Below are 20,399 nucleotides of genomic sequence, written 5' to 3'. Positions count from 1 at the left end.
AAATCTAAGGGTTTGCCAAATTTGTCCTATTACTGATATTATTGATTAATTTAAATGTGAAACCATTGGTTTTTATTTGATTTTTGGTTGACGTTTAAATCGAGCATTAAAATTTTAAAGGATCAGTAATATGCAAAAAATTGCTAAAGTATTGTTTAGTGTAACAGTACTTATTTCGTTGGTATCCTGCCAATCAAATGATGAACAATCAAAAACTCAGCCGGACGCGAAGTTAGATTTAACACAGTTTAGCGAAGCAGATTTTGATTATTTGGGGATTAAAGATCCGCAATATCTAAGTGCCGCATCTAAACGCGCATTACAGAGAAACTATCATCAAAACTCCGAATGGTTTGGTATCTTTACTAAACGCAAATTAACGGGTGACTTTGCTTATGAGCCGGGTGTTATTCGCCGCGATCCGAGCAAGGTATTATCGATAAACGGTTTATATTATACCTGGTATACAAAAACACATGGGCCCGGATATGGCTTTGATTCTGGTGATCCTGAATTAAAAGTTTTTCCTTGGGACAAATCTGAAATTTGGTACGCCACTTCATCTGATGGTTTTCACTGGACTGAGCAAGGGATTGCGGTCGGTAGAGGTAAACCTGGCGCATTTGATGATAGATCGGTCTTTACACCAGAAATTTTGCAGCACAAGGACAAATTTTATCTGGTGTATCAAACAATCAAAGCACCTTATTTAAATCGCTCTTACAACCAAGTTGGTATGGCCATCGCCGACAATGCAAATGGTCCGTGGAAAAAACTGGCTAAGCCAATACTCGAACCAAGTGAAACCGGCGAATGGTTGGGACAGCAAGACAACCGCTTTTTAGTTAAGTCGCAAGGCGAGTGGGATAGCCATAAGGTACATGATCCGACATTGATGTATTTTAACAATAAATTTTATTTGTATTACAAAGGTGAGCGTAAAGGGGAAAAGACAACAATGGGAGGGCGTGAAATTCGCTGGGGCGTTGCAATTGCAGATAATCCGCAAGGGCCGTATATAAAGTCACCTTACAATCCTATTACGCATAGCGGTCACGAACTGGCCGTTTGGCATTATAACGGCGGCATCGCGATGATATCTTGTAAAGATGGACCTGAAAAAGAAACCATACAGTATGCCAAAGACGGAATTAATTTTGAAATTATGGCTGTGGTTGACAATGTGCCGGATGCCATTGGTTTAGTTGACGAACTGGCCGATAACGCTTCACCCACATCAGCGTTAAACTGGGGGCTTTACCATGAATACGTCATCCCAGAAGGTAAAAGCTGGCTGCAGGGGGATAACTACATCGCACGCTTTAGCTTTATTAGCAAAAATAATTTGCGAAAATCATTGTAGTTATTTTTGAAGGAGCTAAGTCTAACCCTAGAATATATCCCCTAACATGCGGCAAGCCACATGTTAGGAAAAAACGTAGAACTAAATCTAAATGGAGCTAAATGGCACTCAAGTATTTAATAGCTGGCGATTTAATTTGTGATAAAGCGGCCTAAACAAAAACTCTGATTGTATGATTGCGTAAATAAATATTAATAAAGCAACAGAAAAGCCAGTTGGGTAGTGGACTTCATAAGCACGAGATAACATGCCGAAAAGACTAAATAAAACGCCGGTTGCACCCGATGCGTAAGAATAAATTATTAGTTTTCTTAAAATCGGGAGGTGAGTATGTGCCCCCTGCATTGCTTTTTTTTCGTACACTAACCAAACAAGTAACTGGTAAACTTTGCATGTGCGCAAGAGTCCATTGGTCAGTGTGGAAATAGAAAAAGGAATGATTGAGATATACAAAAATGCAGGGACGTCAATAATTCCAAAGGGATCACCAGAGATATATAAATAGAAAATAATGGCAGAGAAAAGTAGCGTCAGCCCAATCATTCCGCTAAAGCTAATCGCTCCGTTGCCAATATTTGCCTTATATTCGGTTTGTAATTCGCTTGGTGACATCGAAAATGCACTGGCTAACGCCATAAGTGATTCTGGCGAAGCGCTACCTTCTTTTTCTATTCTTTGCACTGTGCGGCAGCTTAAACCAGAGACTTGACTTAAGTGCTCTTGAGACCAACCACGTTCTTTTCTGAGGCTTTTAATTTTTGCAGAAGAAAGTGACATCGTAAAATCCTAAATATATTAAAACTTGGATAAAACTAACTCAAAACAGCACGACAAAGCCACGACACAAACACGCCAGCGCAGTTTACAACCATATTGTGGTTAAATTTTAGACCCTAAACTCGCTATAAACTTACCACATTAAATCATCTGGGATAGGGTAGTCTTTGTACGGATCATCTTCGTCTTCTTCTACTTTAGTATTTAATACTATGATGTATCCTTCACCGCGCTGTTCTACTTTTTCAGCAATTGTTGCAGGTATCATAAAGTAACTGTCTGCGACTTTTGCAATACCAATAAAGCCGTTTGCTAATTGTTTTTGTTGCTGCGCTGAAACCATCAGGGTTTTGATAACGCCTTGATCATCAAAGTTGTATTTAATATCCCCGTTACTTTCGAGTGCATTCGATTCAATAAGTTGTTTAACTTGAGCCGCGATGGCTTTTTTCTCAGCTTCAAGTCTAATTTTTTTATTGGCTTCTTCGGTTTTAGCTTGTTGCTCTAATTTTCTTTGTTCAGCCGCCGCTTGCGCTTCTTTATTGAGCGTGCGATTTTTTTTACTTTTTTTCGATGCTTTTTTTGCTTGTTTTTGATTAACAAGCCCGGCGTTTAATAGCTGGTCTTTTAGCGAACTTGGCATATAAAATCTCATTTTTTAATGGTATGCGCGGCATTTTGAAAGATCTCTTAAGATAAATCAACGTTTGATAATCTCTTCAAATACCTGCTGCATTTTTTTTGCGATAATTGGCTGTGCTTCTTTGTTGGGGTGAATACCATCCTTCATCATAAATTGAGGTTGTGCTGCAATATCTTCAATGAAAAATGGGACTAAAGGGATCGCAAATTGCTGTGCGATATCGCTGAATTGTTGGATGAATATTTTTAAATATCTCGGGCCATAATTGGGTGGAATTTTAATCTCAGCCAAAATGGGCTGAGCGTTATTCTGTTCAATAAGTTGAACTATTTGAATTAAATTTTGTTTAATAACGGGGAGTTGAATTCCACGTAAGCCATCATTACCACCAAGCTCTACAAATACATAGTCTGGTTGGTGTTGTTTAAGCAGGTTTGGCAGACGATTTAAACCACCTTGTGTGGTTTCTCCGCTTACACTGGCATTGATAAGTTTTATATCAGTTTGTTGCGCTGACCAATTTTTTTGAATTTTACTGGCCCAAGCATCTTCGATCTCGAGGCCGTAACCTGCTGAAAGGCTATCCCCTAAAATAAGAAGTTTAGTTTCTGATTGAGCTGAATGAACTATCAGCGTTAAACTGAGTATAAATAACCATGAAATACGTTTTGAAACAGTTAATAAAGGATTTCGCATGATGTCTACGCTATTACAAGTCAAAGAAGTAACTAAAACAGTAAGGTCTAATGGCGAAGATCTCAAGATATTAAAAGAATGTAATTTTGCAATTTCTAAATCAGAGTCTGTTGCCATTATCGGTCGTTCCGGTTCTGGCAAGTCAACATTGTTGAGTTTGTTGGCCGGTTTAGATACGGCGACCAGCGGTGAAATTTGGTTGGCGGGGCAACCTTTGCATCAGTTAAACGAAGAGAAACGGGCGTTCTTACGCAAAAAACATGTTGGTTTTGTTTTTCAATCTTTTATGTTGGTGCAAAGCTTAACGGCGCTGGAAAACGTAATGCTGCCGCTGGAACTGAGTTTAAGAAAAAATGCGAAACAGCAAGCGTTAGAGTTACTAGAAAAAGTTGGCTTATCGGACAGAGGACATCATTTCCCGAATCAACTTTCTGGCGGTGAACAGCAACGCGTGGCGGTGGCGAGAGCGTTTGCCAGTAAACCAGATATCTTATTTGCCGATGAACCAACCGGTAATTTAGATGCTGAAAATGGTCAAAAAGTCGAAGCCTTGTTGTTTGAATTAAATGCTCAAGCTGGAACGACCTTGGTCTTGGTAACGCATGATAGAAATTTGGCTAAAAGATGTCAGCGTCAGTTGGTGATGCATGCAGGTGAGTTATCCGAAGAAACAGCGATTAGAGAAGAGTCAACCCAAAACAACGGACGTGTCCATGTTGCCTGAGAATTATGTTACAGATAAGCAGTGGATTGTATCCCTGCGACTAGCCGCTCGCTTATTAAAGCAAGAATTAAAACGAGGTGAACTCAGCATTATGCTTGCGGCACTGGTGCTTGCTGTTTCCTCTGTTTTTTCGCTATCTATGTTCAGTGAACGCTTGCAAGCTGCTTTACAAAATCAAAGCGCTGAATTTTTAGCCGCTGATAGTGTTTTAACCTCATCGCGGGAAGTTCCTGAATCTTGGTTTATACAAGCGCAATCAAACGGGTTGAAAACCTCTGCTCAGATTCGCTTCTCATCCATGTTATTTGCCAACAATCAAATGCATTTAACCAGTGTAAGAGCCGTTGATCAATTTTATCCTTTGCGTGGGCAAATAGAACTGACAGACACTGCATGGACCGGAGGACAACCGACGGCGCTCTCAGTTAAACCGGGAGAAATTTGGTTAGACAGTAAGCTAGTCAGTCAATTGGGTGTCGATTTTGGTGATATGGTTGAAGTCGGTTTAAAACAATTAAAATTTACTCAACTGATTGCCAGTGTGCCGGATGCTGATCTTAATGTGTTTAATGCCGGTGCGTTGGCTTTGATGCATATACAAGATGTTGCTGCAACTCAAGTGATTCAGCCTGGTTCGAGAATAGCCTATTTGTTAAGTGTTGCTGGGCAGGAAATCGAACCTTTTGAGAGTTGGCTGTTACCTCAGTTAAATAAGGATGTACACAGGTGGCGAACGATCAATGATGATGAATCGCGGGTTATGAAAGCGGTCAAACGAGCGGAACAGTATTTTCTGCTAGCCAGTTTGTTGGGCGTTGTATTAGCAGCAACCGCTATTGCCGTTGCTGCGGCGCGCTATTGTGAACGTCATTTTGATCTGGTCGCAATATTTAAAACATTAGGGGGATCGAGCCAGCAAATTCATTTTATATTTTCAATTCAACTTATTTTGCTGGCGGGCTTTGGTATTGTCGTTGGGTTAGTATTGGGGTATTGCGCGCAGCTTGGTATATTAGCCGCACTTAAAGAGCATCTTCCAAATAATGTACCGCAAGCAGGTTTAAGGCCATGGTGGTTAGCTGTCTTTACAGGCGTTGTTAGCCTCGCATTGTTTTCGGTTTATCCGTTATTAAAGTTATTTTCAATTCCTCCACTTAGGGTTTTAAGACGGCAAATGGAAGGTTTTAGCCAAAAAGATTGGATTAATTGGCTGATATCGGCGATCGCCGTATTTTGTTTGATGTGGGTATATAGTGAAAACTTTCAATTGAGTTTAGCCTTGTTGCTTTCAGCAGGGGGGATCACACTATTTTTATTGTTAATTGCCAGAAGTGCAATTTGGGGCAGTCGGCAAGCGGGCGCCAATGCGGGCAGTGCATTTAAGCTTGCCTTGGCTGGCCTGTATAGACGGGCGCAAGCCAATAGTGTGCAACTGATTAGTTTTACCGTGGCTATTCAATTATTGTTGGTTGTATTGGTACTGCGAAACGATTTATTGGCTGAATGGCAAAATCAATTGCCGGAAGATACCCCTAATTATTTTGCCGTAAATATTAACCAGCAAGATCTAGACAAATTTAAAAATGCCTTTAATGAAAAGGGCATTTTGATTGAAAAAACTTATCCGGTTACGCGCGGCCGTTTAATTGCGGTCAATGATGTGATGGTACGTGATAGAGTATCAAAAGAAGATGAAAAACCAGCTGATGATGCTCCGCGCGCAATCGGCAGAGAACTAAATCTGACCGCTGGAGCAGAACTGCCGGAAGAAAATGAAATTGAACAGGGAAACTGGTGGCAGCCAGATGCGAAAGATTATCAGGTGTCGATTGAGTCGGGCTTAGCTGAGCGCATGAACCTACAACTACATGATGTACTAAGGTTTAATGCTGGTGGGATTGATTTTACCGCAACCATAACCAGTATTCGAAAAGTTAAATGGGAATCTATGAAACCCAACTTCTTTATGATTTTTAACCCTGTCGTGTTAGAAAACCATGCAGCGACTCATATTGCTAGTTTTTACGTTGAGAATACGGCTAAACCGGAGCTGGCAAAACTACTTGCTCAGTTCCCAAGTGTCACTTTGATAGATGTTGATGCGATTATTAATCAAATTAGAGAAATTATTAATCAGGTCTCTTTAGCGGTTGAGTTTATACTGATTCTGGTTGTGGCTGCTGGTGTGTTGGTGCTAATTGCACAAGTACAGGCAAGCATGGCGGAAAGAAAACAAGAATTAGTGATTCTTCGCACTTTAGGGTCACCTTCTTCGTTGCTGCGTAATAGTGTGACATTAGAATTTGTAATATTGGGCGCAATCGCAGGTATTTTAGCTGCAATAGCCAATGAAATAGCACTGTACGTATTGCAAACAGAAGTTTTTAAAATGGATGCGTCTTTTCACCCTGAATATTGGTTGGTTGGAATCTTTACTGGGGCTTGTGTTGTCGGAACTTTGGGCACTATTAGCTGTTGGCATTTAACACGCATTAACACGCAAAGATTATTGCGTTCATTGGCTTAAGAGAACTCAGGTTGTATGAAAATTTTATTGGTTTTTATTATTTTTGTTGCTTTTTTAGTTGTCGTTAAATGGCGGCAAAATCAACAAGAGCGCTCAAAAACCTCCAGATTTGAAAATATTGAAAAAATTAATAAGCTGGAACTGAACTTTAAACAAGACTTAAACATTAAACTGAATCAGGTTTTAGGTGAACAATATCATATTCATCGGGACGTCAATTTAACAAGGTTATTAAATTTTGAGGATGCGCAATTTGCGAAAATTGCAAAAAACAAAGTGATCGATTTTGTCATTACCGACTTAAGCGGGATCGTTTGTTGTGTATTGAAAGTAGACGATAGTCGTCAAAATGAGAGTAAGTCAAATCAACAAGATTGGCTAACATTGTGCCTGCAAGGCAGGCACAATCTGTTGCGAGTTAAATCTTCACATAATGTATCTATGCAAGATTTAGCATCGTTATTTTCGAATATGGGTCTACAAAATGCAGATTAATTATTCGTAAGTACACAAATAAGCGGTGTCTTGTTCTACTTTTACTTTAAACGACTGGTTTGCTGCAATTTCAAAAGATTGACCAGACTTAAACGTCTGCCAGTCTGCTTGACCTGGCAACAATACGTTTAAAGCGCCGCTAACAACCGTCATGACTTCATTTTGGTTGGTACCAAACTCGTAGTCACCGGCGGCCATTACACCAACGGTAGCGGGTAATTGTTCGCCCTGAAAAGCAATTGATTTTACTTTTCCGTCAAAATACGTGTTTACTTCAAACATAATTGTCTCTTTAATAAAAATTTAAAGCGCAATTTTAATGGGTTACAGCAAAAAATAAACTAGAATTTTATAACAAGCAAAATATCGGCTAGAAAAATTCAAACAAGTGTTTTAAATTTGTTATAGAAGAATTAAGATATCTACGGAATAGCAGGTCAGACCTCTTAATTTAGAGCGTTATGTCAAAAAAGGGCGAAAACTAACATGTCTAGAGCTTCAATGTGCAAAACCGCAGACGGCCAGCGAATCGCTGTCGTGACTGGTTTACGAACCCCATTTGCTAAACAGGCCACAGATTATCACGGTGTGCCCGCTTTAGACTTGGGTAAGATGGTCGTCAATGAAATGTTGGTTCGAAATGATTTTGATCCAGCATGGATACAACAATTGGTATTTGGCCAAGTGGTACAAATGCCGGCTGCGCCTAATATTGCCCGGGAAATTGTTTTAGGCACGGGTATGAATGTGTCAACGGATGCGTATAGTGTGTCTAGAGCGTGTGCAACAAGTTTTCAGGCTGCGGTAAATGTAACAGAATCTATTATGTCGGGGGCAATTGACTGTGGTATTGCCGGTGGCGCGGATTCTTCATCCGTATTGCCTATTGGCGTTTCTAAAAATCTCGCTCGATTGCTGGTCGACTTTAATAAAGCGAAAAGTATTGGTGCTCGTCTTGCTTTATTGAAAAGATTAAAATTATCTGATTTAACACCTGTTCCACCCGCAGTGGCTGAATATTCAACCGGTTTGAGCATGGGGCAAACTGCAGAACAAATGGCCAAAAGTCATTCAATCAGCCGTAAAGCCCAAGACGAGCTTGCACATCGTTCACATACATTGGCAGCGAAAGCTTGGTCACAGGGCTATCTCGACGACGAAGTCATGACGGCTTACCCTGAGCCATTCAAAACGTTCTTAAAACAAGATAACAATATTCGTTTTAACTCAGAATTAACTTCGTACGCACGTTTAAAGCCGGTTTTTGATCGCAAACACGGCTCTGTGACCGCGGCGAATGCAACTCCGTTAACTGATGGTGCAGCCGCCGTAATGTTGATGCGCGAAGATAAAGCGAAAGCTTTGGGTTTAAAAGTATTGGGTTATATACACAGTTATGCTTTTGCTGCCATTGATGTTTGGCAGGATATGTTAATGGGGCCGTCTTATGCAACGCCATTAGCTCTAGATAAAGCCGGAATGAGTTTAACGGATTTAACTCTGATTGATATGCACGAGGCTTTTGCTGCACAGGCTTTGGCTAATATGAAAATGTTTGCCAGCCGTAAATTTGCAAATGAGAAGCTCAATAGAGAACAGGCAATCGGTGAAATAGACATGGATAAATTTAATGTTAATGGTGGCTCAATTGCTTATGGTCATCCATTTGCAGCAACTGGAGCGCGTATGATCACGCAAACACTACACGAATTGAAACGTCGCGGTGGTGGTATCGGCTTAACAACAGCCTGTGCGGCAGGTGGTTTAGGTGCCGCTATGATAGTGGAGGCTGCAGAATAATGAATAAAATCCAACACTTTAGTTTATCAATTGATAGCGATCAGATTGCCATTATCACGCTAAATGTGCCTGATGAAAGTATGAATGTTTTATCCAGACAAACCATGCGCGAAATAGAAATTTTGCTGGATGAAATAGAAAAAAACAGAGATATTCAAGGCGTTATTTTACAGTCTGGCAAAGTAGATTCATTTATCGCAGGTGCTGATATCAATATGATTTCAGCTTGCAGTACAATAGATGAAACTGAAGACTTAGCTAGAAATGGACAGTCTATTTTTGCTCGTATCGAAAAATCTAGGATTCCATTTGTCGCAGCCATTCACGGTATTTGTTTGGGGGGCGGTTTAGAGTTTTCATTAGCCTGTCATTACAGAGTTGCCACTGATGCTGAGAAAACGCAACTTGGTTTACCTGAAGTTAAATTGGGCTTGTTGCCCGGCTCAGGCGGTACGCAAAGATTACCTAGACTCATTGGCATTCAAAATGCTTTAGACATGATGTTAACCGGCAAACAGGTCAGAGCTAAAAAAGCATTAAAAATGGGGTTGATAGATGATCTTGTTCCAGCAAGTATATTACTGGAAACCGCGAAAAAGATTGTCTTGTCTGCGCCTAACCCCAATCGAAAAATTAAAAGAAGTTTGCTTAACAAAGCACTGGAGACAAACTCTTTCGGTCGCGGGATATTGTTTGACCAAGCTTTAAAGCAAGTTGACAAGAAAACGCAAGGTAATTATCCAGCGCCAGCGCGAATTATTGAAGTGGTTAGAATTGGAATTGAAAATGGTATTGTTCAAGGCTATCAGGCTGAAGCGCGTGGTTTTGCCGAGTTGTGCCAAACGCCACAAAGTTTTCAATTGCGCCATTTGTTTTTAGCGACGACTGAACAGAAAAAAGCGTATAAAGTGCGCTCAGATGTTGCTCGAACAGTTGATAAAGCAGGTGTTTTAGGTGGCGGGTTAATGGGCGGCGGTATTGCTTATGTCTTGGCCACTAAAGCCAATGTACCGGTGCGGATAAAAGATATTAAAGAGCAGGGTATTCAATCAGCATTAAAATATAGTTATGAGCTGTTAAACAACAAAGTTAAAAAGCGCTTTATGTCTACTTCTCAAATGCAGCAGCAATTAAATCGACTAACGGGTAGTACGGATTGGTCTGGTTTTGCGCAGCGAGATATCGTCATTGAAGCGGTTTTTGAAGATCTCAAGCTAAAACAAAATATGGTGAATGAAGTTGAGACACAATGTAAAGAAGATACCATCTTTGCCTCCAATACCTCTTCGTTGCCAATTGCTGAAATTGCCGCCAATGCTAAGCGACCGCAAAATGTAATAGGGCTACATTATTTTTCTCCAGTTGATAAAATGCCTTTAGTTGAGGTTATTCCACATGCGGCTACCAGTGAAGAAACAATTACAACGGTTATAGAGTTTGCACGAAAGCAAGGTAAAACACCGATTGTTGTTAAAGATGGTGCCGGCTTTTATGTAAATCGCATTTTAGCTTTGTACATTAATGAAGCGGCGCAGTTAGTGCTAGAAGGAGAGCCCATTGATGTCATAGATAAAGCTTTGGTTAAATTTGGTTTTCCTGTAGGTCCGTTAAAGCTATTAGATGAAGTAGGCATTGATGTCGGGACGAAAATAATACCAATTTTAACTGAAAAATTGGGCGAGCGTTTTACAGCCCCTAAAGGATTGCAAAAAATATTGGATGATGGACGCAAAGGGAAAAAGAACCAGCGCGGTTTTTATACTTACGTCAAACCCAATCCAATTAAACAAGTGTTGCGTAAACAAAGTGCAGTTGATGAATCTATCTATGATTTACTGCAGGTCGATCCAGCGCAAACGTTAAATCAAGAAGAAATCGTTGAACGCTGTATGATCCAAATGTTAAATGAAGCGGCTCGCTGTCTAGAAGAGGGCATAATTTCTTCACCAATGGATGGTGATATTGGTGCTATCTTTGGCATCGGATTTCCACCATTTTTAGGTGGGCCATTCCGTTATATGGACAGTTACGGAATAGCTAATTTGGTCGAGCGTTTGCAAAGCTATCAGGTTCGTTTTGGAGAAAGGTTTGAACCCGCTCAGATCTTGTTGGACTATGAAGTAGAAGGTAAATCCTTTTACTAATTCAAATCATTTTTCGTTACACTACATGCTGGCGTTTTAAAAAGGTTTGTCGTTTTGAAATTCTGGCGTGTAATGTACAATTTTATTAAACAATTGTCCGTGGTAATGGCAAGTGCAGCTTTGGTTTTATCGTCAGCCTGGCTGTTTTACTGGTTATATCAGGGCGGAACAAAATGGATTGATGGGGGCGGTTCTGGCAGTCCTTTTACCAGTCCTTTGTTGTGGGGGGCGCTGATTCTGGCCGCACTGTTTTCTGTACTGAGCCGTATTTGGCGTAAATATCAGGAGCGCAGGTTTATACGTAGTTTAAAACGTACAAGATATCAGGCTGCTAAAAACGAACAAAGGATACATCCGCGAGACTCTTTAAAAGAACCTAAAGAATAAGCACCTGAACTACCGCAGACATCACTTTAAAACTATCCTTGACTATAAACCATCAAAATAGCTTTGTTTGAGCAGCGTAAGAAAAAAACTGACGTTAAAATAGCATCAGGTTTTATTGAGTTAAAGCTGCTTGTATCTAATTAAATGATAAACTAAGACAAAAGTTAGAATAATTGCGTACGCTAAAAAGATGACTTTCATCCACTCAGGCATGCTCATTGACAAAAATGTCCAGTCTATAGCCGCGCAGTCACCTCTGGCTTCAAATAAAGCTGGAAACCAAACATCCGGTTTAAACCATTCAGGGAAGTTGGGGAGCATTTCACAAGCTGCAAACAATGGGTTGGGCGCATTTTGTAGTTCAACATGCTCGCTCGCTATTTTATAGCCCCACAGGGAACAAAATATACCACCCACATATGCGAACAAACGCGTTAGCATTTGTTTTGGGAAGATGACAGCAGGCAGCGCAGAAACAAACACACCCCAGAGTGCTAAACGCTGGTAAATACATTTGATACAGGGTTCATATCCAAATGAGTATTGAAATACTAACGCCGCTATTTCTAGCAATAATAGACTGGCTGCAAATGCTAACCAAGCGATACGACATTCATTAAACTTCACATTTTACTCCCTCTTTTAAAATGAGATGAATTAAAAAAAGAGCAGCCAATTGCTGCTCTAATACGTCAACTCTGATACTAATGCATATTCCGTATTAATGACCAGAGGTATGGCCGGAAGTTCCGTCTACAGGCGCTTCAACCTGATGTTCAATTAAATGCATATCGTACATCATATCGGTTGCCTGAGGTAAAACCTGCCATGTCAAAAGCAATCCAACTATCGTTAAAATGACAGTGTAGGGTAAAGCCATCCAAACCATTCTGCCATAAGATAGTCTTAATAATGGTGCTAAGGTGCTTGTTAATAAGAATAAAAACGCAGCTTGACCATTAGGTGTTGCAACACTGGGTAGGTTTGTACCGGTATTAATTGACACAGCAAGTAAGTTAAATTGGTCGCGAGTAATTTGGCCGTTCAGTAAAGCCTGCTTAACTTCTGTAATGTAAACAGAGCCAACGAAGACATTGTCACTGACCATAGATAAAACCCCGTTTGCCAAATAGAATACAGCTAACTGAGATTTACCCTCAAAGGTCAGTACCCAATCAATTACAGGGATAAATAATTTTTGGTCAATGATGACAGCAACAATTGCAAAAAATACACACAATAATGCGGTAAAGGGTAATGCTTCTTCAAATGCATGGCCAATAGCATGTTCTTCTATCACACCACAAAATGCCGTTGCAAAAATAATAATACTTAAGCCGATTAAACCGACTGCCGCTAAGTGTAAGGCTAAAGCAACAATCAACCAAACGGCAATGACGCCTTGCACCCAAAACTTTGCAACGTCCAGTTTCGTTAAGCGTTTGTCTTGATAAGCATCATAATCAGACAATATTTTCCAAATTTTGTCTGGTAAATGCGCACCGTAACCAAATATTTTAAATTTTTCGACTAAAAAGGTGGTTAATAAGCCCATAAAAAAGACCGGCACAGTGACTGGCGCCATACGGACGGCGAATTCAAAAAATCCCCAGCCAGACTTATCTGCAATAATTAGATTTTGTGGCTCGCCGACCATAGTCATCACACCACCTAATGCAGTACCGATAGCCGCATGCATCATTAGGTTTCGTAAAAAGGCTCTAAATTGATCTAACTGAGCATGGGACAGGGGTTCGATTCTATCATCAGCGGTATGGTCATGTTTATCAGAAAAGTCTTTGCCAGATGCGACTTTATGATAAATAGAATAGAAGCCTACAGCAACGGCAATAATAACGGCAATCACCGTCAGAGCATCTAAAAAGGCGGATAAAACGGCCGATGAAAATACAAAAGCAAGCGATAACATGGTTTTAGAACGTACGCGTATCAATAACTTAGTAAACAAGAACAACAACAAGTTCTTCATAAAGTAGATACCGGCAACCATGAAAATAAGCAACAAGAGCACTTCTAAATTGGTTTCTATTTCATGCATAACATGATCAACAGATGTCATGCCGATTGCAATTGCTTCAATTGCCAGTAGACCACCGGGTTGTAAAGGGTAGCATTTTAAGGCCATGGCTAAGGTGAATATGAATTCGATAATGAGTACCCAACCGGCAATATAAGGAGAAATATAAAAAAGGAGCGGGTTGATAACTAAAAACGTGATTATAGCGAGTTTGTACCAATCTGGGGCTTGACCCAGAAAGTTTTTCATTAAGGCATGAGGTAACGACTGCGGCATTAAATGCGTTTCCTTTGTAATGGTTCAATTTGGGGGCGGATTTTACAGGGCGAGACCATGAATGGAAAGCATTATTAGTAACAACCTGACGTGATATAACAACAATTTTCGGCCTTAGTGAGTGAAATTCACTTGAGTTGCTTATTTTCTGATATTTCTTATATTTTCAGCGCTTTTAAGCGCACCCAAAGTTAGATATAGTGCACACCTAAATTAAGGTATTACGGATTATATTTTTTGTTTAAGCCCAATCGATTTTTTATCGCATATCGTTATAGCCAAAGTCGTCAGCGTAGCGGGTTTGTGTCTTTTATTACTTTTTTCTCTGTTGCCGGTATTAGTCTGGGGGTTTTAGCGCTTATTTTAGTTATTTCAGTCATGAATGGTTTTGAAAGTGAGCTGAAAAAAAGAATTCTAGGCGTGATCCCGCATATGGTTGTTAGTTTTACGCAAACGACTGAGCAACAATTACATCAGAAACTGGCTGATAGCTCAACTGAGTTAAATATAAAAGGGCTGACACCTTATATCCAAAGTTCGGGGCTAGTGCAGTCGCAAACTCATATGCAGGCGATATCGGTACAAGGTATAGAGGTTCAATCCGCCAAAGATTTATCAATTGTCGCTAGCCATATGCAGTATGGTCGGTTTGACTCGTTACAAGCTGGTGATTATAACCTATTGCTGGGGCAACAACTTGCCAGCAGAATGGATGTTAGGGTTGGTGATAAAGTTCGAATTATGTTGGCAGAAAAAAGCATTTATACGCCAATGGGTAGAATGCCTGTACAAAGGAAATTTACAGTCTCGGGAATATTCGATGCAGGTTCTGATGTGGATGCTAATGTTGTTTTGATTAATGTCTTTGATTTACAGAGATTGTTAAGAATCCCAGCAGGGCCTGCTAATTCTTATCGCATATATTTAAATAATGCCTTTGAACTGGACACGGTCGCGTCTTATTTACAACAACACTTTGCTGACGCTGATATTGTGGATTGGCGAGAAACCCAAGGTGAATTATTTGAAGCGGTAAAAATGGAAAAAAATATTATGTGGATGATGCTGGCGCTGATTATCGCGGTCGCAACATTTAACATTGTTTCAGCTTTAGTGATGGTGGTAAATGATAAAAAAGGAGAAATTGCCAGCTTGAAGACAATGGGCATGAGTGAATATGATATTGTCTTGCTGTTTGTTTTTCAGGGAATGTATAAAGGATGTGGGGGTGCCTTGATTGGTACCATTTTGGGTTTGACACTATGTTATTTTTTAAATCCATTATTGGCTATTTTAGGTATCCAAGTATTTGCCAATCCAGCTTACGCGATGCAGGGTTTACCCGTAGATATCCATTACCAACAAGTGGTAGCGATAGCATTCACCGCAATTTTGATGAGTTTTACGGCGACAATTTATCCAGCTTATCGAGCCGCCAATACCAATCCAGCCGAGATATTAAAACATGAATAGTCAGGTTATTTTAAAATGCCGCAACATCAGTAAAACATACCAAGACGGCAATAATAAGGTTCAAGTTTTACATGATGTTAATTTACAAGTACATGAAGCAGAGCACTTAGCTATCGTCGGCAGTTCAGGATCGGGCAAAAGTAGCCTGTTGCATATTTTAGGAACTTTAGATACACCTACTTCAGGCCAAGTATTGTTTGAAGGAATAGATGTACATAAACTTTCAGCCCGCAAACAAGCTGAGTTTCGAAATCAAAGTTTAGGATTTGTATACCAGTTTCACCATTTGTTGGCTGAATTTGATGCATTGGAAAATGTTGCGATGCCACTTTTAATCGCAGGGCTTGAACGTAAACAAGCAATGCAGACCGCCAGTGAAATGTTAGAACGAGTCGGGCTTTCTCATCGCTTGAAACACTTGCCTTCTGCTTTATCGGGTGGCGAGCGACAGAGAGTTGCGATTGCGCGGGCATTAGTCAATAAACCTAAATTAGTTCTGGCTGATGAACCGACCGGTAATCTTGATGCTGATAATGCTGCGGGTATTTTCGAATTGATTGTCGACTTACAAAAATCTTTATCTACTTCATTTGTTTTTGTAACTCACGATTTAAATCTTGCAAATAGAATGGATCGCCAACTTAAGTTAGAGCATGGAAAATTGGTAGAGTACAAAGCTCAGGTTATTGAAAATGTTTGATGCTTTAACGAGTCAGATAGGCTATCGATACGCCAGAAGTCGGAATAAAAATGCATTTATTCGCTTTATCTCTGCATCCTCTGTAAGCGGGATTGCTTTAGGCTGTTGTGTGTTAATTTGGGTGCTCTCTGCGATGAACGGTTTTGAAGCAGAGCTTAAAAACCGTTTACTGTCGATTGTCCCGCATATTGAATATATCGCTGTAGAACCCTCAGGTATAGAGGATTGGCAGTCGATTCGAGCACAATTAATGGCGCGGCAGGAAATAGAGGGGGTTGCGCCATTTATATCTTTCGGCGCGCTGATACAACAAGCAGATAAACTTAAACCTTTAGAGATTCGAGGCATTGATTGGCAGGCTGAAAAATCAGTATCTAGTTTGCATCACTATGTAAATGATGAAGTGGCTGCGAGTTTCAACAGTCAGGAAGGCTTACTGCTAGGTAAAGGTTTGGCTGAGAGTTTGCAGCTTGAAATCGGTGATTGGGTTGAAATTTTAGTGCCTAAAACAGGGGAAACAAAGCAGTTCTCAGCCCCCACACTGATCAGAGTTCCACTGTTAGGGTATTTTGAATCTGGCGGTCAGTTAGACCATCTCGTGGGATATATGTCATTACACAAAGCTGCAAAAGAAAGTGGCTGGCAAAGTGGTGTGCAAGGTATTCGCTTAAAAATTGACGATGTATTTGCCGCACCAAAGATTGCACGTGAAATTGGTTTTAGCTTACCCGTATATGTTTACATTCAGGATTGGACGCGTCAATTTGGTCATGTATACAACGATATACAACTTGTACGGGGAGTTATGTACTTAATATTAGCTTTAGTCATTGCAGTGGCCTGTTTTAATATTGTTTCCACTCTGGTGATGGCTGTAAATGAAAAACGTAGTGACATTGCAATTTACAAAACAATGGGAATGACCAATACAAAGATTGTTAATATTTTTGTTGTGCAAGGGGTTGTTTCTGGCTTAATCGGTACGACCATTGGTGTGGTGTTTGGGATATTAGGCGCGTGGTATTTAAGTGACGTCTTAGTACTGATTGAAACTATGTTAGGTGTACAATTTCTTTCAAGTGATATTTACTTTATCGACTTTTTACCAACAGAATTACATTGGAGTGATGTTCTTATAACGGCATCAGCAGCCATGATTATGTCTTTGTTAGCGACCATTTATCCAGCCTTAAAAGCCAGTTCGGTTGAGCCTGCTGGTGTTGTTGGACATACGTAACAATACCTTTAAGAGCGCCGCGTTGTTGTACTGTTTGGGACACTTTTTAAAGGATTAGACGACGCGAAACAAATTTGATTACGGCCGCGCTCTTTTGCTAAATAAAGTGCTTTGTCGGCTTGTCTTATCAGTTCATCATTTTTTAAACTAATGTCAGGATAAAACGCGACACCCATAGAAATCGTAATTATTTTGCCATTGGTTAGCGGGTGCTCTGCTAACATATTACTAATTCTGGAAAACATAGCGGTCGCTTGTTCAATTTCAAGCCCTTCGCAAAATAGTGCAAATTCTTCACCACCAATGCGAGCCGCGATATCATTTTCATCCCGGATATTCGCTTTTAAGGTTTTCGCAAGCAGCCTTAATGCTTTATCGCCGGCTTCATGACCTAAGGTATCGTTAATGCTTTTAAAATGATCGACATCAATCATTAATATTGCTGCACGTAGGTTCAAATTTTCCGCTTTTGCCTGCCATTTGTTCAGTTTGCTGAAAAAGTAACGTCGGTTCCACAAGTGGGTCATTGAGTCTGTATTTGCTTTTTTATTGAGTTTGTCTTTTAGCTCTATTCTGGCGAGGTTCAAGGCTAAACTTTGTGCAATAAATTCAAATTGCGTTTCATTACTTTTAGAAATTGTTGTTTCTTTGTTCTCACTGGTACACATAATGGTTAAAACGCCAAAAGTATTGCCTTCGGCCAGTAATGGAAAGCAGACGTGAGATCGGCAATTGTACTTTTGCATGGCCGTTAACGTGTGTGCACAAAAACCTTCTTCTTTGGTTGCGTTGTATGTATGCCCAATACGGATAGCCCAGCAATCGAGACGCACTTTTTCAGAAGGTGTGAGCAGTTCGATAGCGGCAAAAATATGCGGATAGGTTGTAGTAAAAAGTTGCTGACAAATATTGATTGCTTCATCGTAAGTGTTGGCAACGGCCATGCAAGAACTGGCTTTTTGCAATTCAATGTAATTGCCGGCAGTTTGCTTTATGGTATTTTCCAATTCTGAAGTGTGTTTGCTGGCTAATTTTAAAACATTCTTACGCTCTGACGTATGGCTAAACCAGTAAAATCCAATAAATGTTACAATAAAAACAGCTATTTGAATTCTAAAGTTATTTAATAAGGTGATAAAAGATTTTTGGGGTACGGATATACGAGCAATATAGTTCATATTGTCAGGAGAAATAAAACCTGTTGCAAAGTGTAAATATTTTATCCCAGATTGCGGATCATTTCTTAATACGTAGGAGCTATCCTGAGTAAATAGCGAACTCACTTCTTTAAACTGACGCTGGTTGGGTAATTTACTTATTTCACTCCAATGCAGTGATGAGTGTACGATCACATTGCCGTTTTCATCCATTATTGTGGCAATGAGATCATCTTGCCTGCCTTGATAAAATACTTGCTGGGTTTCATGGTAGGCTGGCTCTAGCTCTTCAACATAAATTTGATTAAAGAGGGTAATATACAAATTGGCAATATCGCTAAGCTGGTGCCTTTGGTTTTCTTTTAGCTTTGACTCAATTACATACTGAAGTGCGACAACAAGTACTACGAGAATTAAACCTGAAAACCAGAAAAAACAGCTTTTCCGTAAGGTATTCGATTCCATATGAGAACCTATATTGTGTACTTTTTACATGAGTTATGTCTTAAACTTTAGACTAGAATCCCACGTTTTCTAGCGACAAAGCGATTTATTTTTCACTTTAGGTAAGTGAATATGGGACACTTCAGTATTATTTAGTTGATTTGAAGTCACGACTGATTTGTTCAATCTTCATCATAAAGTCATCTAGCTCTAGTTGGTTTTTGTAATCGAGTTGATAACTTTGATGAAAACCCAGTGTTAAAGTGACTTTATGGTCTGATATTTCAATTATGTAACCATCCTGATATTCAACAGCCGTTAAACCATTGAGTACATGACCCTCTGGTGTTTTTTCACCTTTTTCGACAATAAAGGAAAAAATGCGGTAAATGTATTTGCTATCTAAGGTATTTTTCATCTTATATTCCTTTTTTGTATAAGTGCTTGTTTATAGCATAACAACGGGGGCGTTTGGACAAAAGATCAAAAAGGAATATAAAAAGAGCTTAACCGGGTAAGCTCTTTTTTTGAAGATTGGGTCGTAAAGCCGGCTTGAGATCTAGCTTTCGAACATTGCAGAAATTGACTCTTCATTGCTGACACGACGAATTGCTTCAGCTAACATTGAACTCAAAGTTAAAGGTTCAACTTTTTCTAGTTCGCGCATTTCGTCACGCAGTGGAATGCTATCTGTGATGATCAGTTTATCAATTTGTGAATCGCGAATATTTTCTACTGCATTGCCTGAGAAAACTGCATGAGTTGCATATGCAAATACCTGACGCGCCCCTTTTTCTTTTAGCGCTGCTGCAGCCTTAGATAAAGTACCGCCTGTATCAATCATATCATCGACAATAATACAATCACGGCCTTCAACATCGCCGATTATGTGCATTACTTGAGCTACGTTTGCACGCGGACGGCGTTTGTCGATAATCGCCAAATCACAGTCATCAAATTGCTTAGCGATTGCACGAGCACGCACAACACCACCAATATCCGGTGATACAACAACCGGATTTTCGAATTTTTGCTCCCACATATGCTCAATTAAAATTGGGCTACCGAATACGTTATCCACTGGCACATCAAAGAAACCTTGAATTTGTTCGGCGTGAAGGTCTACCGTTAAAACGCGATCTACACCGACATTAGACAAAAAGTCAGCAACAACTTTAGCGGTAATGGGGACACGAGCAGAGCGTACGCGACGATCTTGACGGGCGTAGCCAAAATAAGGAATCACAGCTGTAATTCGACCTGCAGAAGCTCTACGTAATGCATCAATCATTACGATTAGTTCCATAAGGTTGTCGTTGGTTGGAGCGCATGTTGACTGGATTACAAATACATCTGCACCCCGGACATTTTCATTTATTTGCACACTGATTTCGCCATCACTAAAACGTCCGACTACTGCAGAGCCAAGTTTAGTGTAAAGACGGTTAGCTATCCTTTGGGCTAATTCAGGAGTAGCGTTTCCTGTGAATATTTTCATATCAGGCACGATGGTGAACC

The 20,399-nt window shown here is 40.1% G+C and carries 19 protein-coding genes; 10 read left to right on the top strand and 9 right to left on the bottom strand.

The features are described from left to right. Window positions 1-130: 130 nt before the first annotated feature. A complete protein-coding gene (locus FNT16_RS16835) occupies window positions 131-1,363 on the top strand; it encodes a glycoside hydrolase family 117 protein (protein WP_143872678.1) in 1,233 nt (410 codons plus the stop codon). A 108-nt stretch (window positions 1,364-1,471) separates the two neighbouring features. On the opposite strand, the gene FNT16_RS16830 is transcribed toward FNT16_RS16835, so the two are convergent. The 3 genes from FNT16_RS16830 to FNT16_RS16820 all read right to left on the bottom strand — a co-directional run bounded on the left by FNT16_RS16830 (window position 1,472) and on the right by FNT16_RS16820 (window position 3,479). Continuing rightward, entirely contained in the window at window positions 1,472-2,140 is a 669-nt protein-coding gene (locus tag FNT16_RS16830) for a helix-turn-helix domain-containing protein (protein ID WP_143872677.1), read from the bottom strand. A gap of 133 nt (window positions 2,141-2,273) precedes the next feature. Further along, window positions 2,274-2,783 carry a DUF2058 domain-containing protein gene (locus tag FNT16_RS16825; protein WP_143872676.1) on the bottom strand — a complete coding sequence of 170 codons (510 nt, stop codon included), beginning with the start codon at window positions 2,781-2,783 and terminating at the stop codon, window positions 2,274-2,276. 57 nt (window positions 2,784-2,840) lie between these two features. Further along, window positions 2,841-3,479 carry an arylesterase gene (locus FNT16_RS16820; protein ID WP_185976630.1) on the bottom strand — a complete coding sequence of 213 codons (639 nt, stop codon included), beginning with the start codon at window positions 3,477-3,479 and terminating at the stop codon, window positions 2,841-2,843. A 1-nt stretch (window position 3,480) separates the two neighbouring features. Here FNT16_RS16820 and FNT16_RS16815 point away from each other — a divergent pair, with 1 nt between their 5' ends. From FNT16_RS16815 to FNT16_RS16805, 3 genes are read left to right on the top strand one after another with little or no spacing between them, the layout of a single operon-like run. Beyond that, window positions 3,481-4,203 carry an ABC transporter ATP-binding protein gene (locus tag FNT16_RS16815; protein ID WP_143873008.1) on the top strand — a complete coding sequence of 241 codons (723 nt, stop codon included), beginning with the start codon at window positions 3,481-3,483 and terminating at the stop codon, window positions 4,201-4,203. After that, entirely contained in the window at window positions 4,133-6,730 is a 2,598-nt protein-coding gene (locus FNT16_RS16810; protein WP_185976629.1) for an ABC transporter permease, read from the top strand. The genes FNT16_RS16815 and FNT16_RS16810 overlap by 71 nt, the downstream gene beginning before the upstream one ends. 15 nt (window positions 6,731-6,745) lie before the next feature. Further along, on the top strand, window positions 6,746-7,225 hold the full coding sequence (locus FNT16_RS16805) for a DUF2726 domain-containing protein (protein ID WP_143872674.1): 480 nt from the start codon (window positions 6,746-6,748) through the stop codon (window positions 7,223-7,225). On the opposite strand, the gene ppnP is transcribed toward FNT16_RS16805, so the two are convergent. Then, entirely contained in the window at window positions 7,226-7,507 is a 282-nt protein-coding gene (gene ppnP / locus FNT16_RS16800) for a pyrimidine/purine nucleoside phosphorylase (protein ID WP_143872673.1), read from the bottom strand. A gap of 204 nt (window positions 7,508-7,711) precedes the next feature. On the opposite strand from ppnP, the gene fadI reads away from it, so the two are divergent. The 3 genes from fadI to FNT16_RS16785 all read left to right on the top strand — a co-directional run bounded on the left by fadI (window position 7,712) and on the right by FNT16_RS16785 (window position 11,556). After that, a complete protein-coding gene (gene fadI, locus FNT16_RS16795; RefSeq protein ID WP_143872672.1) occupies window positions 7,712-9,025 on the top strand; it encodes an acetyl-CoA C-acyltransferase FadI in 1,314 nt (437 codons plus the stop codon). Next, the gene (fadJ, locus tag FNT16_RS16790; RefSeq protein WP_143872671.1) at window positions 9,025-11,169 is read left to right on the top strand and encodes a fatty acid oxidation complex subunit alpha FadJ; all 2,145 of its coding nucleotides are present in this window, start codon (window positions 9,025-9,027) and stop codon (window positions 11,167-11,169) included. Before fadI ends, fadJ begins: the two co-directional genes overlap by 1 nt. A 72-nt stretch (window positions 11,170-11,241) precedes the next feature. Next, window positions 11,242-11,556, top strand: a complete 315-nt coding sequence (locus tag FNT16_RS16785) for a hypothetical protein (RefSeq protein ID WP_143872670.1) — start codon at window positions 11,242-11,244, stop codon at window positions 11,554-11,556. A gap of 120 nt (window positions 11,557-11,676) precedes the next feature. On the opposite strand, the gene dsbB is transcribed toward FNT16_RS16785, so the two are convergent. After that, complete coding sequence (dsbB, locus tag FNT16_RS16780; RefSeq protein WP_143872669.1) at window positions 11,677-12,183, bottom strand: disulfide bond formation protein DsbB; 507 nt, start codon at window positions 12,181-12,183, stop codon at window positions 11,677-11,679. 94 nt (window positions 12,184-12,277) lie between these two features. After that, window positions 12,278-13,870: a sodium/proton antiporter NhaB gene (gene nhaB, locus FNT16_RS16775; RefSeq protein ID WP_143872668.1), complete on the bottom strand. Its 1,593-nt coding sequence runs from the start codon at window positions 13,868-13,870 to the stop codon at window positions 12,278-12,280. Between the two features lie 237 nt (window positions 13,871-14,107). On the opposite strand from nhaB, the gene FNT16_RS16770 reads away from it, so the two are divergent. The 3 genes from FNT16_RS16770 to lolE are packed head-to-tail and all read left to right on the top strand — an operon-like array spanning window position 14,108 to window position 17,280. Then, window positions 14,108-15,343: a lipoprotein-releasing ABC transporter permease subunit gene (locus FNT16_RS16770; protein ID WP_143872667.1), complete on the top strand. Its 1,236-nt coding sequence runs from the start codon at window positions 14,108-14,110 to the stop codon at window positions 15,341-15,343. After that, the gene (gene lolD / locus FNT16_RS16765) at window positions 15,336-16,043 is read left to right on the top strand and encodes a lipoprotein-releasing ABC transporter ATP-binding protein LolD (RefSeq protein WP_143872666.1); all 708 of its coding nucleotides are present in this window, start codon (window positions 15,336-15,338) and stop codon (window positions 16,041-16,043) included. The genes FNT16_RS16770 and lolD overlap by 8 nt, the downstream gene beginning before the upstream one ends. Next, window positions 16,036-17,280 (top strand): lipoprotein-releasing ABC transporter permease subunit LolE, encoded by a 1,245-nt coding sequence (gene lolE, locus FNT16_RS16760; protein ID WP_143872665.1) that lies wholly within the window; start codon window positions 16,036-16,038, stop codon window positions 17,278-17,280. Before lolD ends, lolE begins: the two co-directional genes overlap by 8 nt. 8 nt (window positions 17,281-17,288) lie before the next feature. Here lolE and FNT16_RS16755 read toward each other — a convergent pair whose 3' ends face one another. The 3 genes from FNT16_RS16755 to FNT16_RS16745 all read right to left on the bottom strand — a co-directional run bounded on the left by FNT16_RS16755 (window position 17,289) and on the right by FNT16_RS16745 (window position 20,388). Further along, the gene (locus FNT16_RS16755; protein WP_143872664.1) at window positions 17,289-18,902 is read right to left on the bottom strand and encodes a GGDEF domain-containing protein; all 1,614 of its coding nucleotides are present in this window, start codon (window positions 18,900-18,902) and stop codon (window positions 17,289-17,291) included. 127 nt (window positions 18,903-19,029) lie between these two features. Further along, window positions 19,030-19,299: a DUF3081 family protein gene (locus FNT16_RS16750; protein ID WP_143872663.1), complete on the bottom strand. Its 270-nt coding sequence runs from the start codon at window positions 19,297-19,299 to the stop codon at window positions 19,030-19,032. A gap of 141 nt (window positions 19,300-19,440) precedes the next feature. Then, window positions 19,441-20,388, bottom strand: a complete 948-nt coding sequence (locus FNT16_RS16745) for a ribose-phosphate pyrophosphokinase (protein ID WP_143872662.1) — start codon at window positions 20,386-20,388, stop codon at window positions 19,441-19,443. Window positions 20,389-20,399 lie beyond the last annotated feature (11 nt).

The sequence above is a fragment of the Catenovulum sediminis genome (assembly GCF_007289895.1).
Taxonomy (GTDB): Bacteria; Pseudomonadota; Gammaproteobacteria; order Enterobacterales; family Alteromonadaceae; genus Catenovulum; species Catenovulum sediminis.
The sequence above is the reverse complement of the archived record's forward strand: the minus strand, read 5'-3'. Positions and strand labels throughout refer to the sequence as shown.

Bases quoted from the DNA above. Each gene is read 5' to 3' on its own strand.
- FNT16_RS16835 (WP_143872678.1), top strand. From the start codon at position 131: ATGCAAAAAATTGCTAAAGTATTGTTTAGTGTAACAGTACTTATTTCG.
- FNT16_RS16830 (WP_143872677.1), bottom strand. From the start codon at position 2,140: ATGTCACTTTCTTCTGCAAAAATTAAAAGCCTCAGAAAAGAACGTGGT.
- FNT16_RS16825 (WP_143872676.1), bottom strand. From the start codon at position 2,783: ATGCCAAGTTCGCTAAAAGACCAGCTATTAAACGCCGGGCTTGTTAAT.
- FNT16_RS16820 (WP_185976630.1), bottom strand. From the start codon at position 3,479: ATGCGAAATCCTTTATTAACTGTTTCAAAACGTATTTCATGGTTATTT.
- FNT16_RS16815 (WP_143873008.1), top strand. From the start codon at position 3,481: ATGTCTACGCTATTACAAGTCAAAGAAGTAACTAAAACAGTAAGGTCT.
- FNT16_RS16805 (WP_143872674.1), top strand. From the start codon at position 6,746: ATGAAAATTTTATTGGTTTTTATTATTTTTGTTGCTTTTTTAGTTGTC.
- ppnP (WP_143872673.1), bottom strand. From the start codon at position 7,507: ATGTTTGAAGTAAACACGTATTTTGACGGAAAAGTAAAATCAATTGCT.
- fadI (WP_143872672.1), top strand. From the start codon at position 7,712: ATGTCTAGAGCTTCAATGTGCAAAACCGCAGACGGCCAGCGAATCGCT.
- fadJ (WP_143872671.1), top strand. From the start codon at position 9,025: ATGAATAAAATCCAACACTTTAGTTTATCAATTGATAGCGATCAGATT.
- FNT16_RS16785 (WP_143872670.1), top strand. From the start codon at position 11,242: ATGTACAATTTTATTAAACAATTGTCCGTGGTAATGGCAAGTGCAGCT.
- nhaB (WP_143872668.1), bottom strand. From the start codon at position 13,870: ATGCCGCAGTCGTTACCTCATGCCTTAATGAAAAACTTTCTGGGTCAA.
- lolD (WP_143872666.1), top strand. From the start codon at position 15,336: ATGAATAGTCAGGTTATTTTAAAATGCCGCAACATCAGTAAAACATAC.
- lolE (WP_143872665.1), top strand. From the start codon at position 16,036: ATGTTTGATGCTTTAACGAGTCAGATAGGCTATCGATACGCCAGAAGT.
- FNT16_RS16755 (WP_143872664.1), bottom strand. From the start codon at position 18,902: ATGGAATCGAATACCTTACGGAAAAGCTGTTTTTTCTGGTTTTCAGGT.
- FNT16_RS16750 (WP_143872663.1), bottom strand. From the start codon at position 19,299: ATGAAAAATACCTTAGATAGCAAATACATTTACCGCATTTTTTCCTTT.